At 66.2% G+C, this 16,437-nt stretch carries 12 protein-coding genes and 1 tRNA gene; 2 read left to right on the top strand and 11 right to left on the bottom strand.

The features are described 5' to 3' along the window. Positions 1-39: 39 nt before the first annotated feature. Both FVQ98_RS10630 and FVQ98_RS10625 read right to left on the bottom strand, forming a co-directional pair. Complete coding sequence (locus FVQ98_RS10630; protein WP_147913418.1) at positions 40-1,446, bottom strand: amidase; 1,407 nt, start codon at positions 1,444-1,446, stop codon at positions 40-42. Between the two features lie 180 nt (positions 1,447-1,626). Then, complete coding sequence (locus tag FVQ98_RS10625) at positions 1,627-3,114, bottom strand: ABC transporter substrate-binding protein (protein ID WP_147913417.1); 1,488 nt, start codon at positions 3,112-3,114, stop codon at positions 1,627-1,629. A gap of 144 nt (positions 3,115-3,258) precedes the next feature. On the opposite strand from FVQ98_RS10625, the gene FVQ98_RS10620 reads away from it, so the two are divergent. Then, positions 3,259-8,610 (top strand): ExeM/NucH family extracellular endonuclease, encoded by a 5,352-nt coding sequence (locus FVQ98_RS10620; protein ID WP_147913416.1) that lies wholly within the window; start codon positions 3,259-3,261, stop codon positions 8,608-8,610. A gap of 57 nt (positions 8,611-8,667) precedes the next feature. On the opposite strand, the gene FVQ98_RS10615 is transcribed toward FVQ98_RS10620, so the two are convergent. The 4 genes from FVQ98_RS10615 to FVQ98_RS10600 all read right to left on the bottom strand — a co-directional run bounded on the left by FVQ98_RS10615 (position 8,668) and on the right by FVQ98_RS10600 (position 12,443). Next, entirely contained in the window at positions 8,668-9,471 is an 804-nt protein-coding gene (locus tag FVQ98_RS10615; protein WP_147913415.1) for an ATP-binding cassette domain-containing protein, read from the bottom strand. Continuing rightward, entirely contained in the window at positions 9,468-10,478 is a 1,011-nt protein-coding gene (locus FVQ98_RS10610; protein ID WP_147913414.1) for an ABC transporter ATP-binding protein, read from the bottom strand. Before FVQ98_RS10610 ends, FVQ98_RS10615 begins: the two co-directional genes overlap by 4 nt. Before the next feature lie 5 nt (positions 10,479-10,483). After that, entirely contained in the window at positions 10,484-11,359 is an 876-nt protein-coding gene (locus tag FVQ98_RS10605) for an ABC transporter permease (RefSeq protein ID WP_147913413.1), read from the bottom strand. A 115-nt stretch (positions 11,360-11,474) separates the two neighbouring features. Continuing rightward, positions 11,475-12,443, bottom strand: a complete 969-nt coding sequence (locus FVQ98_RS10600) for an ABC transporter permease (RefSeq protein WP_147913412.1) — start codon at positions 12,441-12,443, stop codon at positions 11,475-11,477. A 132-nt stretch (positions 12,444-12,575) separates the two neighbouring features. Here FVQ98_RS10600 and FVQ98_RS10595 point away from each other — a divergent pair, with 132 nt between their 5' ends. Further along, entirely contained in the window at positions 12,576-12,830 is a 255-nt protein-coding gene (locus tag FVQ98_RS10595; RefSeq protein ID WP_147913411.1) for a YfhL family 4Fe-4S dicluster ferredoxin, read from the top strand. Between the two features lie 33 nt (positions 12,831-12,863). Here FVQ98_RS10595 and pth read toward each other — a convergent pair whose 3' ends face one another. From pth to ispE, 5 genes are all read right to left on the bottom strand, one after another. Continuing rightward, complete coding sequence (gene pth / locus FVQ98_RS10590) at positions 12,864-13,526, bottom strand: aminoacyl-tRNA hydrolase (protein WP_147913410.1); 663 nt, start codon at positions 13,524-13,526, stop codon at positions 12,864-12,866. 126 nt (positions 13,527-13,652) lie between these two features. Beyond that, positions 13,653-14,297, bottom strand: coding sequence for a 50S ribosomal protein L25/general stress protein Ctc (locus FVQ98_RS10585; RefSeq protein WP_147913409.1), 645 nt, complete (start codon positions 14,295-14,297; stop codon positions 13,653-13,655). 93 nt (positions 14,298-14,390) lie between these two features. Beyond that, positions 14,391-15,368 carry a ribose-phosphate pyrophosphokinase gene (locus FVQ98_RS10580; RefSeq protein ID WP_147913408.1) on the bottom strand — a complete coding sequence of 326 codons (978 nt, stop codon included), beginning with the start codon at positions 15,366-15,368 and terminating at the stop codon, positions 14,391-14,393. A 94-nt stretch (positions 15,369-15,462) separates the two neighbouring features. Continuing rightward, positions 15,463-15,539 (bottom strand) — tRNA-Gln (locus FVQ98_RS10575). A 40-nt stretch (positions 15,540-15,579) separates the two neighbouring features. Beyond that, positions 15,580-16,437: a 4-(cytidine 5'-diphospho)-2-C-methyl-D-erythritol kinase gene (gene ispE, locus FVQ98_RS10570; RefSeq protein ID WP_147913407.1), complete on the bottom strand. Its 858-nt coding sequence runs from the start codon at positions 16,435-16,437 to the stop codon at positions 15,580-15,582.

Raw genomic sequence — 16,437 nt, 5'->3', positions numbered from 1 at the left:
AGGCCATTTTACGGAGCGCGCCCTCGTTTCGACAGCGGCTCAGGCTGCAGGCGGCTCGGGCCAGGCGCGTTGCGGGGCACGCATGCGCTCGAAGGCGCGTGCCACTTGCAGCACGCCGAGGTCGTCGAAGCGCTGGCCAGCGATCTGCAGGCCAATCGGCAGGCCATCGTCGTCGTACCCGGCGTTGACCGAGATGGCGGGCTGCTCGCCCATGTTGAACGGTACGGTGAAGCCGATGTGCTCCAGCCCGCGCAGGGGGTCGTTGGTGGGCGAAGGCCAGTCGAACGCGGCAGGCCCACAGGGCGCCGTGGGCGAAAGCAGAAAATCCAGCCCCTGCATGGCCTGGTTTGTGGCCACGCGCGTGGCGTGCGTCTGCGCGTAGGCCTGGTACACGTCGGCGCCGCTCATCGCGCCGGCGCTCTCGGCCCAGGTGCGGATGCAGGGCAGCACGCTGTCGCGCGCGTTCTCGGTCAACCCACTCAGGTCGACCAGCGAGCGCATGCGCCAGAAATGGTCGAGCCCGGCCAGCATCGCGGGCGTCATGAATGGCGCCAACGGGGTGATCACCGCGCCTTCGGCTTCGAAGCGGCGTGCGGCGTCTTCAATGGCCGAGCGGATGGGCGGCGCCACTGGCAAGCCGCAGCCTGCGTCCAGCAGCAGACCGACGCGCAGGCCACGCAGGGGCTTTGGCTTCTTCCAGGTGGCCGCCCAGTCGATGCGCTGGGGTGGCAGATTCATGCTGTCGCGTGCGTCCGGCGCGCTCAGCACCTGCATCAGCAGCGCCGCATCGTCCACGGTGCGCGTCATCGGGCCGGCAGCGCGGCCCATGAAGGGCGGGTCGATCGGCACGCGACCCAGGCTCGGCTTGAAGCCGACGATGCCGCACCAGCCCGCTGGCAGGCGGATGGAGCCGCCAATGTCGGTGCCGAGGTGCAGCGGCCCGTAGCCGGCGGCGCACGCGGCGCCCGCACCGGCGCTGGAGCCCCCGGGCGTGCGCGACAGATCCCACGGGTTGCGCGTGATGCGGTGAAAGGTCGAGAGGCCCGACGACAGCATGCCGTAATCGGGCATGGTGGTTTTGCTGATGAAGACGGCACCCGCTTCGCGTACGCGGGCGACTGGCGGTGCGTCAGCGAGCGCTGGCGCGAGCGGCGTCGCGCGCGTGCCCAGCGGCGTCGGGTCGCCCTGCGTGGCAATGTTGTCCTTGATCGTGACGGGCACGCCGTCGAGCGCTCCCGTGGGGCGACGCCGCAGCCAGCGCTCTTCGGACGCACGCGCCTCGGCCAGCGCGGCTTCGGGGCGCAGCAGGTAGGTGGCGTCCAGCGCGGGCTCCCAGCGCTCGATTTGCGTCAACACGTCGCGCAGCACTTCGACCGGCGAGAACGCACGGCGCCGGTAGCCGGCCAGGAGTTCGGTGGCGCTCAGGGTGTGCAGCGATGCGGTCATGGCGATGCGTTCTGCGGGAGAACGGGTGAAATGAATGAAATCGGCCGGCAGCCCTAGAAGGATCTGCGCAGGTAGCTATCAAAATGGAAGCAATTGACAGCGTGCGAACGACGGTTCGGGTTGCCGTGGACGGGTTGCTGCGCCCGCCTTTGGCCGCGCAGCCCCCGACTCCTCAACCCCTCAACTCCAGCCCATCGCCGACAAGTCGTTGACGAAGATCGGCATGTCTTTCCACAGACCGGTCACGTTCTTGTTGGCCACGGTGACCCACTGCGGCTGGTAAAGCCAGTCGAGCACCGCGTCGTCGGCCAGCATCTTCTGCGCGTCGCCCAGCAGTTTGTTGCGCTCGGCGACGTTGGCGGTGGTCTTGATGCGCGCGTACAACTCGTTGAACTTGGGGTTGTTGTAGCCCCAGTAGTAGTCGGGCTTGGTGAAGTTGTCCAGGTCGAACGGCTCCACGTGGCTGATGATCGTCAGGTCGTAGTTGTGCGCGCCGCCGTAGGTGTTGGCCAGCCACTGCGCCCATTCGACGTTCTGCACTTTGGCCACGATGCCGACCTTGGCGAGCTGCGACACGATGACTTCGCCGCCCTGGCGTGCATAGGGCGGGGGCGGCAGCACCAGGCTCAGCTCCAGCGGCGTGGTGACGCCCGCTTCCTTGAGCAGTGCCTTGGCCTTCTCGGGGTTGTAGGGGTTGATGCCGGTGGTGTCGATGTAGCCGGGCGCACCGGGCACATAGTGGCTGCCAATGGGCACGCCAAAGCCGTCGCCGGCCGCGGCAATCACGGCCTTGCGGTCGATGGCGGCGCTGATGGCGCGGCGCACGCGCACGTCGTTCAGGGGCTTCTTCGCGTTGTTGATGGCAAGCACCGTCTTGGCGCGCGAGCCGCTCACCAGCGTCTGAAGGCGCCGGTTGCGCTTGAATTGCGTCGCCCCGCGTGGCGTGACGCGCACGAAAGCGTCGACGTCGCCCGCCAGCACGGCCGCGACCTGCGCCGCCGGGTCGCTGATGAAGCGGAAGGTGGCGCGCTTGATCTTCAGACTGCCCGGCGCGCGGTAGCTGGGTGAGGCCTTCAGCACGATGGACGAGCCCTTGGCCCAGTTGTCGAGCACGTAGGGGCCGGTGCCGACAGGCTTGGTGGCGTTGGTGTCGGCGCTCTTGGGCTCGACCATCACCGCCGTCGCCTGGCCCAGGTAGAACAGGAAGTCCGGATCGGGCTCCTTGTTGACGATCACCACGGTGTGGTCGTCCACGGCGCGCACGCTCTCCATGGCGGCGAAGGTGCGCTTGTCCTTGTTGGTGCTTTTCTCGCCCGCCGCACGCTCGAAGCTGTACTTGACGGTCTGCGCATTGAACGGCTCACCGTTGCTGAACTTCACGCCTTTGCGCAGGTAGAAGGTCGTGGTGCGCAGGTCGGGCGATACCTCCCAGCGCTCGGCCAGCAGGGGTGTCACTTTGCCGTCCGACTGGATTTTGGTCAGCGTCTCCAGCACGTTGTACTGCACCACTTCAGCGATGGCCGACGCGGCGCCTGCCGTTGGGTCGAGGCCCGGCGGCTCCAGCGTCATGCCCAGCACGATGCTGTCCTTGCGCGACTGGGCCAGCGCGGGCAGGTGCGCCAGCGCAGCAGCGGCGGGCACGGTCAGGGCGAAATCGCGGCGTTTCATCTCCAAGTCTCTCCTCGTGTGACGGGCAAGTTGCGCGCATGGTAGCGCAGCGTTCGCGTGTCATTGCCGTTTCATCAAGGGCTGCGACAAACGACTGGTGGCGAGCCCTGAGGAGGGAGCGCGGTGTTTCGGTGTCATTCACACATGTCAAAAAGTCTTGTCGGGCTGGCGTGGCTGTTCGTCCTTGCCTGCTCCGGCGCTCATGCCGCGCCTATTGCCTTCAATGGTTCGTACGCCCAGCAGTTCGATACGCTGGCGACTTCCGGGAGCGCCAACACCTGGGTCAACGACGAGACCGTTCCCGGCTGGCATTTGTTCAAGCACGACAAGTCCTCGGTCGCGACGTACCGCGCTGACAGTGGCACAGCCAACAACGGCGCCTTCTACAGCTATGGCAGCAGCGGGGCGACGGAGCGTGCCTTGGGGGGCGTCGGGTCGGGCAGCTTCGAGGGCTACATCGCACTGGCGGCCATCAACACGACAGGCGCCACGATCAACGCACTGAATGTGCGGTTTGACGGCGAGCAGTGGCGCAACGGTGGCAATACCAGTGCGCACACAATGAAGCTGGAATACGGCATCGGAAGCACCTTTGCCGACGTCGCGACGTGGACCGCTGCAGGCGCAGCATTTGATTGGTCTTCTCCGGTCAACACGGCGACGGCCGCGGCGGTGGATGGCAACGTGGCAGGCCGCGTGCCAGACGTTGGCGGCACGCTGAGCAGTCTGAGCTGGGCGCCCGGCGCCACGCTGTGGCTGCGCTGGGTCGAAACCAACGACGCGGGCAGTGACCATGGCCTGGCCATTGACAACCTTCGGTTGACGACGGGAGCTGGCGCCAACGTCTTCACGCCGCCCGCAGGCACGGCGTTCGGCAGTTCCGACGCATCCACTGCCATTGCATTGGATGCCGACTGGATGGTGGTGGGCGACGACGAGGCCAACGTGTTGCGCGTCTACCCGCGTGCCGGCGGCGCGGCGGTCAGAGAGTGGTCGTATGGCAGCCTCTTGGGCATCGGCTCTTCCGAACTGGACCTGGAGGCCAGCACCCGCATTGGCAACCGCCTGTATTTCACGGGCTCCCACAGCAACAAGAAGGACGGTAGCGAGGCCAACAACCGTGAGCATCTGTTTGCTGTGGATGTCACAGGCACGGGCGCGGGCGCAACGTTCGCCTATGTCGCGCAGTACGGCGGACTGGAGCAGGCCCTGGTCAGTTGGGACGGCGGGAATGCCCATGGCAAAGGCGCAAACTACTTTGGACTGGCGGCCTCTTCGGGCAACGGCGTGGTGCCGGAGGCCAGCAACGGCTTTTCAATCGAAGGCATGGCGGCAACCGCCAGCGGGCACCTGTTGCTGGGCTTTCGCGCGCCGCAGGCCAGTGCAGCGCTGCGCACCAGGGCGCTGCTGGTGCCGCTGACCAACCCTGCTGCCGTGCTGACCGGGGCTGCTCCCATGTTTGGCGCGCCGATCGAGCTCGATCTGGGTGGACGGGGCGTTCGCTCCATAGAGCGAACGGACGACGGCAAGTTTCTGATCATTGCCGGGCCTGCGGGGTCGGCAACGGCCTCCGCCAGCAGCAGCAATTTCGCGCTGTATGTATGGGACGGCAGCAGCACAACCGCCCAGCGGCTGGACAACGCGCTGGATTCCCTGTTGGTTGCAACCGGCGGTAGTTTCGAGACCTTGGTCAGCCCTTCCAGCACGGCGGCGGGCACGCGCGTTCAGCTTCTGCAGGACAACGGCGATACCGTCTGGCCCGGCCGCACCAAGCCGTCCAAGGATCTCGCGCCCGGCGATCAGCAATTCACGGGCAACTGGATCACCTTGAGCAACCCCGTCGCGGTGGACACCACGCCCCCAGCGCTGCAGTCCAGCACGCCAGCCGCCGGCGCCATCGGCGTCGACCCTTCGACCAGCATCCAACTCGTGTTCAGCGAGCCGGTGCGCAACGGTGGTGGATCGTTCGAGCTGCGCGCTGGGGGCACCTTGATCTCCACGCTGCCAGCAGGCGACACGAGCTTGGCCACGTTCAGCGGCAACACGTTGACATTGCGTCCGCCAGCGGGTCTCAGCCCCAACGCTGCGTACGTTCTGGCGGCCGTGGGCAATCCCGTCGTTGACCAGGCCGGAAACGCCTGGGTCAGCAGCAACCTCACCTTTACCACGGGTGCGCCTCCGCCCTTGACGCGCACCGTGCTGATAACAGAAGTCAACTCCAACGCCGCGGGTGGCGACTTCTTCGAGCTCTACAACTACGGCAGGACGCCGGTCAACCTGGCCAACTGGCGTTGGACCGACAACTCTGAAGCGTTTAGCGGCGGCAAAGTGTTTCCGCCCAACACCACGCTGGCACCGGGCAAAGCACTGGTGGTTGCGTCCGAGACCGATGCGGTTGCCTTCTGCGCGGCGTGGGGCTTGGCTTCCTGCGATGGCGTGATCCGCGTGTCCGGCAAAGGCCTGGGCAAGGGCGATGCCGTGCTGCTCTACGACCCGAACGGCCAACTCGTCACCGCGCTCAACTATGGTTCGACCTCGGTCTATGGCGCCAACCCATCGCAAAGCGGTGCTGAAGCCCCACCGGTGGCCGACTCTCATGCGGGTCCGGCGTTCGCCGCCGCGGGTACTTCCATCGGCAACGGGGTATCCGCCGTATGGGATGGCCAATCCACCCGTGCCCCACGCTACGTGCCAGCGGCAGTAGGGGTGGCAGGCGGCTTCGCACAGCCCGGCCAAGCCGCCAACATCGGCTCGCCTGGCACGCCGGGTGGCGCCCCGCCCACATCAGCCATCACCTTGATTTCTGCGATCCAGGGGACAGGTGAGGCGTCACCCAAGCTCGGCGCTTCGGTCACCGTGCGCGCGGTCGTCACGGCCTTCCGCCCAGGCTTGAGCGGCTTCTTCCTGCAGGAAGAAGCTGCCGACTCCGATGGCAACGAGGAGACCTCCGAGGGCATCTTCGTGTTTTACGGGGGCACGAATCCGGGCGTGACAGACGCCACCGTTGGACAAGTGGTCGAGTTGAAGGCTGTGGTGGGTGAGTACCGCAACCAAACCCAGTTGACCAACGTGACGGGCTTCGAAGTCAAGGGCCCGGCCGCGTTGCCCAACCCTGTGGTGCTGACGCTGCCGGTGGCCGATATGGCGGTTCTAGAGCGTTACGAGGGTATGCGGGTCGAGATGCGTCCGGCCAGCGGTCAACTGGTCGTGACCGACACCCAAACGCTGGGCCGATACGGTACCGTGACACTCAGCGTCGGCCAGCCGCAGGTGCAGTTCACCGAAGCGAATGCCCCCAGTACCAGCGGTTTTGAGGCCTTTGTTAAGGCTACCCAGCGTGGCCAGATCATCCTGGACGATGGCCTCAGTGTGCAGAATCCGCCCATCGTGTATGGCCGCAATGGCCAGCCGCTGTCGGCTGCCAACACGCTGCGCGCGGGCGATTCCGTGGCCAGCGTAGTGGGGGTGCTGGACCAGTTTGTTGACTCAGCCGCCGCTGCGCACGAAACCAGCTACCGCGTGCAGCCGACCGTTGCACCCAGCTTCAGCGGGCCGGAGCGACCGACCGCAGCGGACTTCAAGGCGGCCATGGGTGCGGCGGGCCTGAAGATCGCGTCGGCCAACGTGCTCAACTACTTCAATGTGACGGGCGCTACCACTGGCTCCTCGCAAGTCAAGTTCAATACTCCTTTGGGCAACTCGCAGGGCATTCGTGGCGCCAACAACGCGCAGGAACTGGAGCGTCAACGCGCCAAGATCGTCGCCAACCTGATTGGGCTGGACGCTGACGTCTATGGCTTGATGGAAGTGCAGAACAACGGCTTTGGCGCTGCCAGCGCGCTGAAAGACTTGACCGACGCCCTGAATGCCAGCTCAGACAAGCCGGCTGGCGCGCGCTACGACTACGTCAAGGCCCCGTTCAAGGAAGGCGCGGCGCAGGTGGCGGGCGCCGGGTCGGACGCCATCACCGTGGCCTTGGTCTACAGGAGCGACCGGGTCGAACCTGCAGGCATGGCCGCTGTGGCCAGCCCGGCAACGTACCCGGCTTTTGACGGAACAGTGGGCGGCAGTCGCGTGCCGATTGCACAGACTTTTGCCGTGCCGATGGGCGCCGGAGCGACCGATCAGGTCACCGTCGTGGTGAACCACTTCAAGTCCAAGGGCAGCGTGCTGGCGGGTGCTGGCAACGACGACCAGGGCGACGGCCAAGGTGCCAACAATGCTGCGCGTGTCATGGCGGCCAATCAGCTCAAGAGCTGGCTCGACACCAATCCCACTGGCGCCACCAGCAGCAATATCGTGCTCGTCGGCGACTTCAACGCCTATGGCAAGGAGCAGCCGATCACGACGCTGGAGGGCTACGGCTTCATCAAGGTCAGCCACGGCGATTCATACTCGTTCGACGGTCTGTGGGGCTCGCTGGACCACATCTTCGTCAGCGCCGGCTTGCAGCCGCGCGTCGGCAATGTGGTCAAGTGGGCCATCAACGCGCAGGAGCCGGTCGCGCTGGACTACAACACCGAATTCAACAAGCCCGCGAGCTTCTACGCGCCGACGCCCTACCGATCCAGCGACCACAACCCGATCGTGCTGGGGTTGTCGATGGGCAATTTGCCGCCTGCCATCACCGGCGTTCCGACCACGCCGCGCACCGTGGTCGCGGGTGAGGCGTTCGGCCTGGACGGATTGACCGTCTCAGACCCTGAAGCTGGGGTCTTGACGCTGACGATCACCGCCAGCAACGCCCGCCTGCTGGGCCTGACCGACGCGGATACCTCCCAACCAGGTCTGCAACTGCAGGGCACGCCAACGCAGATCAACGCGCTGCTGGCGCAGGCGGCAGTCATCGCCGATGCCGCTGGCGCGGCCCTCACGTTCACGTTGACCGATGGCGCCAATGCGCCCGTCGTGGCGCAAATGGCGTTCAACGTGACGCCACCGACCACGGTCGACCCGGCCAACCAGTTCAACCTGGGCACGTCAGGGCAACAGCCGGTGACGGGCACGGTTACCGGTGGTGGCGCGACCTGCCGCGTGGTGCCGTCGCCGCAGGTGCTGACGCCAGCCGCCGCAGGTGCGCAGGGCCTTCCTCGCCCCGACGTCAGTCTGCCTTACGGGATGTTCTCGCTGCGCACGCAGAATTGCGACCAGGGTGCGATGGTGACCGTCAAGCTCAGCTTCCCAGGCGCGCTGCCGGCGGGTGCCGAGTACTGGAAATGGGGCAAGAGCGCCGACAACACCAGCGCACACTGGTACCCACTGCCGGCCAGCATTCAGGGCAACATGGTCACCTTTGCCCTGCGCGACGGTGGCCTGGGCGACGACGACCTGCGTGTAGACGGCAACATCGTCGACCCTGGCGCGCTGGTGGTGGCCGCGGACGTCGGCCCCACGCCTGTGCCAACGCTGGGACAGTGGGCGCTGCTGCTGCTGGCCGTTTTCCTGACGGGACTTGCGCGCGGCGGCCTGGCGGGCGATGCCCGCCGCCGCGGCTGACACCGTAGGTGCGAAGGCCTGGTGCTGCGGCGGCGCAGGCGCCGGCCTTCGGTTCCGTCAGATCTCAGGTACGGAAGCCAGCAGCGTGCGCGTGTAGTCGTGCTGCGGCGCCTGCAGCACCTGGCGCACCGGCCCGTGTTCGACGATCAGGCCACCTTTCATCACCGCGACGTCGGTGCACAGGTGGCTGACCACAGCCAGATCGTGGCTGATGAAGAGGAAGGTCACGCCCTGCTGGTCGCGCAGGTCCGCCATCAGGTTCAGCACCTGGGCCTGCACCGACACGTCCAGCGCGCTCACGGCTTCATCAGCGACGATGAGCCTGGGCCGCGTGATGAGCGCCCGCGCAATGGCGATGCGCTGGCGCTGGCCGCCGGAAAATTCGTGGGGGTACTTGTCCAGCGCGTCGGTGCGCAGGCCGACGGCGGTGAGCGCTTCGGCCGCGCGGTTGCGCTGCTGGGTGCGGCTGGCGCGCTCCAGCGCCGCTGCGGGCTCAGCCACCGTGCGCCAGATGGCGCGGCGCGGGTCGAGTGAGCCGTAGGGGTCCTGGAACACCATCTGGAAGTCGCGCCGCGCCGCGCGCAAAGCCTGGGGCGACAAGGTGTTCAGGTTCTTGCCTCCAAACAGCACCTCGCCAGAGCTTGGTGCTTCCAGCGCCATCGCCAGCCGCGCCAGTGTGCTCTTGCCCGAGCCGGATTCACCCACGATGCCCATGCTGCGCCCGGCCGTGACTTGCAGCGATACGCCGCGCAGCGCCTGCACAGCGCCCGCCGGTTGGAACAGCGATTCGCGTGGCAGCGGGTAGTTGCGCGTCACATCGCGCAATTCGAGCAGAAACGGGCTTTGGCCTTTGTCCATCATGCGCGAGCAGCTACGGTTTCAGGAGCATGCAAGACCACGTCGGCTCTGCTGCACCGGAAGCTGTGATCACCTTCCAGGGGCACCACCGGAGGCTCATCGGTGGCGCAGGCGTCTTCGGTGAAGGCGCAGCGACCGGCAAACGGGCAGCCGGGCGGCAGGGCGAACAAGTCGGGCACGGTGCCGGGAATGGTCGGCAGGCGTTCGCTGCGATGTGCCACCAGGCGCTGCGCCAGGCTGGGCCGCGCCGCCAGCAGGCCGCGCGTATACGGGTGGGCGGGGTGCGCAAACACGGCATCGGCCGACCCGCGTTCGACCACGCTGCCGCCGTACATCACCAGCATGCGGCGCACGTTCTGCGCGATCAGGCCCAGGTCGTGCGATATCAGGATCAACGCCATTCCGCGTTCGGCCACCAGCTCGGCGATCAGTTTCAGGATCTGCTTTTGCACGGTGACGTCCAGCGCCGTGGTCGGCTCGTCGGCGATCAGCACGTCGGGCGCGCAGGCCAGCGCCAAGGCGATCATGATGCGCTGGCGCTGGCCGCCGGAAAACTGGTGTGGGTAGCTGTCGAAGCGGCGCGCTGGGTCGGGGATGCCGACGCGCGTAAGCAGCGCCAGGGCACGCGCGCGCGCCTCGGCCATAGGCAGGCGCTGGTGCAGGCGCAGCGGCTCCATGACCTGATGGCCGATGCGGTGCACCGGGTTCAGCGCCGTCATGGGCTCCTGAAAAATCATGGCGATGCGCGCGCCGCGGATGGCGCGCCAGTCGCGGTCGCGCAGGCCGATCAGCTCCTGCCCGTTCAGCGTCAGGCTGCCGCTAACGGTGGCGTTGTCGGGCGCCAGGCCCATCAGCGCGAGCGCCGTCATCGACTTGCCGCAGCCGGATTCGCCGATCACGCCGAGCGTGTCGCCGCGCTCCAGCGTGAAGCTCATGTCACGCACCGCAGGCGCCGTGCCGCGGTGGGTATGCAGGTCGACGCGCAGGCCGCGCGCTTCAAGCAAGGGCATGGCGCTCAGCTCCGTCGGTTCAGGCGCGGGTCGAGCACGTCGCGCAGCCCGTCGCCCAGCAGGTTGAGGCCCAGCACCGACAAGGCGATGGCCACGCCCGGCCAGACGGCGAGCAGGGGTGCGTCGAACATCAGCGTTTGCGCTTCGGCCAGCATGCGGCCCCAGCTGGGCTGCGGCGGCTGCGTGCCCAGGCCCAGGTAGGACAGGGCGGCTTCGGCCAGGATGGCGACCGCAAAGCGGATGGTGGCCTGCACGATGAGCACGGCCAGGATGTTGGGCAGCACATGTTCGAAGGTGATTGCCCACTTGCCCTTGCCGCAGGCGCGCGCGGCCAGCACGTAGTCGCGGCTCCACACCGCGTTGGCGGCGGCGCGCGTGATGCGCGCAAACGTGGGGATGTTGTAGATGCCAATGGCGATGATGGCGTTGACGATGCCCGGGCCGTACACGGCGGTGAGCATGATGGCCGACAGGATGGCCGGGAAGGCAAAGCCGAAGTCGGACACGCGCATGATGGCTTCTTCCACCCAGCCGCGCTGCGCTGCCGCCAGCAGGCCGAGCGCAGTGCCGATCACCAGGCCGATGCCCACGGCGATGACGCCGACCAGAATCGACGCGCGCGCGCCCACCAGCAGCAGGGACACCACATCGCGTCCGTAGGCGTCGGTGCCCAGCCAGTGCTGCGCCGACGGCGGCAGCAGCTTGTCGTCCATGGCGACGTCGAAGACGGAGTAGGGCGTCCAGACGTACGACAGCGCGGCCATGGCCAGGAGCAACAAGGTCAGCACGCCGCCGATGACAAAGCCCGGGTGGCGGCGCGCGCGCTGCCAGAAATCCGGCGCGGCGCGGGTCGTGGGGGAGGGTAGCGTGGCGCTGCTCATGCGGGAGCCGTGCGGTGGATTGAGGCGACAGATTTCAAGAGAAATAAGCCTCTGGCCCCAGAACCATCTGCGCGGATAGCTATCAATAGTGTAGTCATTGAGTGGTACCGCATGCTCAGATCTCGCTCGCCTTCACGCGCGGGTCGATCACCGCGTACAGCACGTCCACCACAAAATTGACCACCACCACCATGGCCGCCAGCAGCATCACGCAATTGCGCACCACGATCACGTCGCGGTTCGCGATGCTCTGGAAGATCAGGCGGCCCAGGCCGGGCAGGTAGAACACGTTTTCCACCACGATGGTGCCGGCCAGCAGCTCGGCGAACTGCAGACCCATGACGGTGATCACCGGGATCATGGCGTTGCGCAGCACGTGGCCCCAGAGGGCAGCACGCTGCGACAGACCTTTGGCGCGCGCGGTGCGCACGAAGTCCTCGCGCAGCACTTCCAGAACGGCCGAGCGCGTGAAGCGCGCCAGGATCGCCGCCTGCACCACGGCCAGCGCCACCGCCGGCAGAATCAGTGCCTTCAGGCCTTCCCACAGGCCAGCCCACACCCCGTCGTCGAAATACCAACCGTCAAAGCCCCCAGCGGAAAACCATTGCAGCTTGACCGAAAACAGCAGGATCAGCAGCATCGCGAACCAGAAGTGGGGGATGGCGATGCCGATCTGCGCCAGGCTCATCAGCCCCACGTCCCCCGCGCGGTTGTGGTGCGACGCGGCGTACACCCCGGCCAGCAGCGCCAGCACCGTGGTGAGCAGCATGGCCAGCACCGCCAGCGGCACCGTGAGCTGCAGGCGTTCGCCAATCAGCTCGGCGACCGGCGTGCCGTAGGCGTACGACATGCCCATGTCGCCGTGCAGCAGGCCGCGCATCCATTCCCCATAGCGCACGACCGCGGGGCGATCGAGCCCCAGTTCGGTCGCCTTGGCGGCCACCGCGACGGGGTCCGCGTCGGGGCCCATGAGCACTTGCGCAGCGTTGCCCGGCAGGATTTCCAGCACCGCAAACACGATCACACTCGTGGCGATCAGCGTGGCGATCAGCGTGAGGATGCGTTTGAAGAGAAAAAGGCTCATGCAGCGGCGTCGGGCTCGGCGTCGGGTGTGGCGGCATTATCAGCACAATCGGTAGCGGCTTTTGATCGCGGGCAATCGCCGCGCGGACCTGGCGCCCGATAATCCAAGCTTCCTTTGCTGGAGAGTGAATCCATGGCGCTGATGATCACCGACGAGTGCATCAACTGCGACGTCTGCGAACCCGAATGCCCCAACGAGGCGATCTCGATGGGCGAAGAGATCTACGTCATCGACCCCGCCAAGTGCACCGAGTGCGTGGGCCACTTTGGTGAGCCACAGTGCGTGCAGGTGTGCCCGGTGGAGTGCATTCCGGTCGACCCGGCCCACGTTGAAAGCCAGGAAGTGCTGTGGACCAAGTACCGGCGGCTGGTGGGCGTGACCAGCTGAGGGGCTGGCACAGGCCGCCCTCGGGCGAAGCGCTCAGGCGCCGTTGACCGGACCGTCGCTGGCGGGTGTGTCTGGCTCGGCAGGCGTTGATGGCTGCTCCTTGCGAAGCGGCTTTGGCCTCGGTGGCTTGCTGGTGTGGATCAACTGCGTTGCCTTGGTCATGTCGCCGCGGGCCAGATCGGGGAAAGCCTTCACAGCGCGGTCGATCACTTGTTCGATGCCGATCAGTTCGTCCTCGGGCGGCCGGCGCAGGACCCAGCCCACCACCTCGGACTTGCTTCCTGGGTGACCGATGCCCAGGCGCAGGCGCCAGTAGTCGGAAGACCCGAGTTGCGCGTGGATGTCCCGAAGGCCGTTGTGCCCGGCGTGGCCGCCGCCTTGCTTGAGCTTGGCTTCGCCCGCGGGCAGGTCCAGTTCGTCGTGCGCGACCAGAATCTCGTCGGGTGCAATCTTGTAGAAGCGCGCCAGTGCGGCGACCGACTTGCCCGACAGGTTCATGAAGGTCTGGGGCTCCAGCAGCCAGACCGACTGGCCGCCGACGCTGGTGCGCGCCACCAGCCCGTGGTAGCCGCGTTCTGGCACCAGTCGAACGCCCAGGCTGTGGGCAACGTTGTCGATCCACCAGAAGCCAGCGTTGTGGCGGGTGGTTTCGTACTCGGGGCCCGGGTTGCCCAGGCCGACGAAGAGTTTGATCATGGAGGGATTATCCGTGGCGTGCGGCGCGACCGAGTGGAGCGGCGCGCCAACGAGAACGGCCCGCACTGGGCGGGCCGTTCTCGTTGGTAGCGCGCCCAAGCGCGCGTGCCATGCGCGTCAGAAGGCTTACTTCTTGTCGCCTTCGGCAGCAGGTGCATCGCCAGCAGCCGGTGCGGCGTCGGCAGCATCGGCTTCCGGTTCGGCGGCGGCCGGTGCCACCACGGACACCAGCACGGTGTCTTCGGCCTTGTGGCCGTGCAACACGGCTTCCACGCCTTTGGGCAGGGTGATGTCGTTCAGGGTCAGGGTCTGGCCCTTTTCCAGCTTCGACAGGTCCACCTCAATGGCTTCGGGCAGATCGGCCGGCAGGCAGGACACTTCCAACTCGGTCAGGATGTGGTTGACCAGCGCTTTGTCGGTTTTCACGGCGGTCGATTCTTCCTCGCCCGTGTAGCGCAGCGGCACCTTCATGTGGATCTTCTGCTTGGCGGAAACGCGCTGGAAGTCGATGTGCAGCACTTGCTGGCGGAACGGATGGACTTGCAAGTCGCGCAGCAGCACTTTGCCGGACTTGCCGCCCAGGTCCATGTCCAGAATGGACGAGTGGAAAGCCTCTTTCTTGAGGGCTTGCCACAGCGCGTTGTGGTCCAACTCGATCAGTTGAGGCTCGCCCTCACCGCCGTAAACAATGCCGGGCACCTTGCCAGCATTGCGCAGACGGCGGCTCGCACCCGTACCCTGCTTTGCGCGCTCAAAAGCGACGAATTTCATGTGATTACTCCTGATGGAGCCGACCGCGACCAGTGCGACTCCGATTAAAAAACCGCTGAACCGAACTTTGGGTCAGCAGTGCTTGCCGTTCGCTCAGAACAGGTTTTCCTGCTCCTGGAACAAGCTCATCACCGACTCACCGCGGGCGATGCGCTGGATCGTCTGAGCGATCAGCGGTGCCACGGAGAGCTGGCGAATCTTGGCGCATTGCGACGCAGCGTCGCTCAGCGGAATGGTGTTGGTGACGACCACTTCGTCCAGGGCCGAGCCCTGGGCAATGCGCTCGATGGCCGGACCCGAGAAGATCGGGTGCGTGCAGTAGGCGTACACCTTCTTGGCGCCACGCTCTTTCAGCACTTCGGCGGCTTTCACGAGCGTGCCGGCGGTGTCGATCATGTCGTCCATGATCACGCAGTTGCGGCCTTCGATCTCGCCGATGACGTTCATCACCTCGCTCACGTTCGCCTTGGGGCGACGCTTGTCGATGATGGCGAGGTCGCAGCCGAGTTGCTTGGCCAGCGCGCGCGCGCGCACCACGCCGCCGACGTCGGGGCTGACCACGATCAAGTCGTCGTAGTTCTTCAGGCGCAGATCGCCCAGCAGCACCGGCGAGGCGTAGATGTTGTCGACCGGGATGTCGAAGAAACCCTGGATCTGGTCGGCGTGCAGGTCCATGGTCAGCACGCTGTTGACGCCGACGGTCTGCAGCAGGTTGGCGACCACCTTGGCCGAGATCGGCACGCGCGTCGAACGCGGGCGGCGGTCCTGGCGGGCATAGCCGAAGTAGGGGATGACGGCGCAGATGCGTTCGACCGAGGCGCGCTTGAGCGCGTCGACCATGATCAGCAACTCCATCAGGTTTTCGTTGGTCGGCGCGCAGGTGGACTGGACGACGAACACGTCGCGGGCACGCACGTTCTGCTTGAGCTCGACCGTGACTTCACCGTCGGAGAAGCGGCCCACGTCGGCGGCGCCGAGGCCAATGCCGAGGTTGCTGGCGATCTCGGCCGCGAGCGCCGGGTTCGCGTTGCCCGTGAATACCAGAAAGTCAGGATGGGTATGGGGCTGCATGAGCTTTCCGGCAGGTCACTGAAAAACGGCGGGCAGATACGGCATCACCCGTGCGCGGCGGCGGGCGCTTGCCGCATGCGCTGGCGAAATGGTTTGGCAGGGGAGGAAGGACTCGAACCCTCGCATGCCGGAATCAAAATCCGGTGCCTTGACCAACTTGGCGACTCCCCTACACCGGTCGTTGTTTCGAATACTGCTGAAACAACCACCTTCAATCGTCGCTAGAAGCCCATCCGACGAGCGGATGAAACTCCAGATTGCTGCAAACGCGAACTTGCCAGTCTGCGTGTTCGTCAATGGACAGGCTATTCGCCTGAAACCCATCGGGAAGCACTGCAAAAACCGCGCTGCCTGAACCCGTCATTTTGCCCGAAAGGCCGTGGCGCTTTAAGAGAGCCACTGCTTGGGCGACCTGCGGACAAAGCCGCTCGGCGACCGGTTGCAGATCGTTGCGGCCAAAGCCGTAAGAATCTGCAGCAAAGCCAAAGATTGTAGCAGCCTTTGAATCGCGCTTCAAATCCTCTGCGCGAAAAATCTCTGCCGTCTCGAGTCCCTGCGCTGGCTTCACCACGGCCACACGTGCCGGCGGGAGGGTGATGGGGCTGATCTGCTCGCCGATGCCTTCGATCCAGGCGTTGTGTCCATGCACGAAGAAGGGGACATCGGCGCCCAGTTGCAGGCCGATAGCCGCGAGGGCAGCGCGAGGCAGGTTCAGGTCCCACAGCCGGTTCAGTGCCAGCAGCGTTGATGCCGCATCGGATGAACCCCCGCCCATGCCGGCCTGCGCGGGAATCCGCTTGTCGATGGCGATGTGCACGCCTTCCGCGCAACCCGTGGCTTGCTGGAGCGCCCGCGCAGCGCGAACGATCAGGTCGTCGGCGGGCAACGGTGCGCCCAGGTCTTCCCGGCTGATGGCGCCGCCAGCGCGCCGCTCGAAATGCAGCGTGTCGCACCAGTCGATGAGCATGAAGGCCGACTGCAGCAGGTGGTACCCATCGTCGCGCCGTCCGGTGATGTGCAGAAACAGGTTCAGCTTGGCCGGCGCCGGCACGTCGTACAGCGCGCGCAT

This window comes from Ottowia flava, assembly GCF_008017535.1.
GTDB classification, from domain to species: domain Bacteria; phylum Pseudomonadota; class Gammaproteobacteria; order Burkholderiales; family Burkholderiaceae_C; genus Ottowia; species Ottowia flava.
This window is presented reverse-complemented; position numbering and strand designations above follow the sequence as displayed.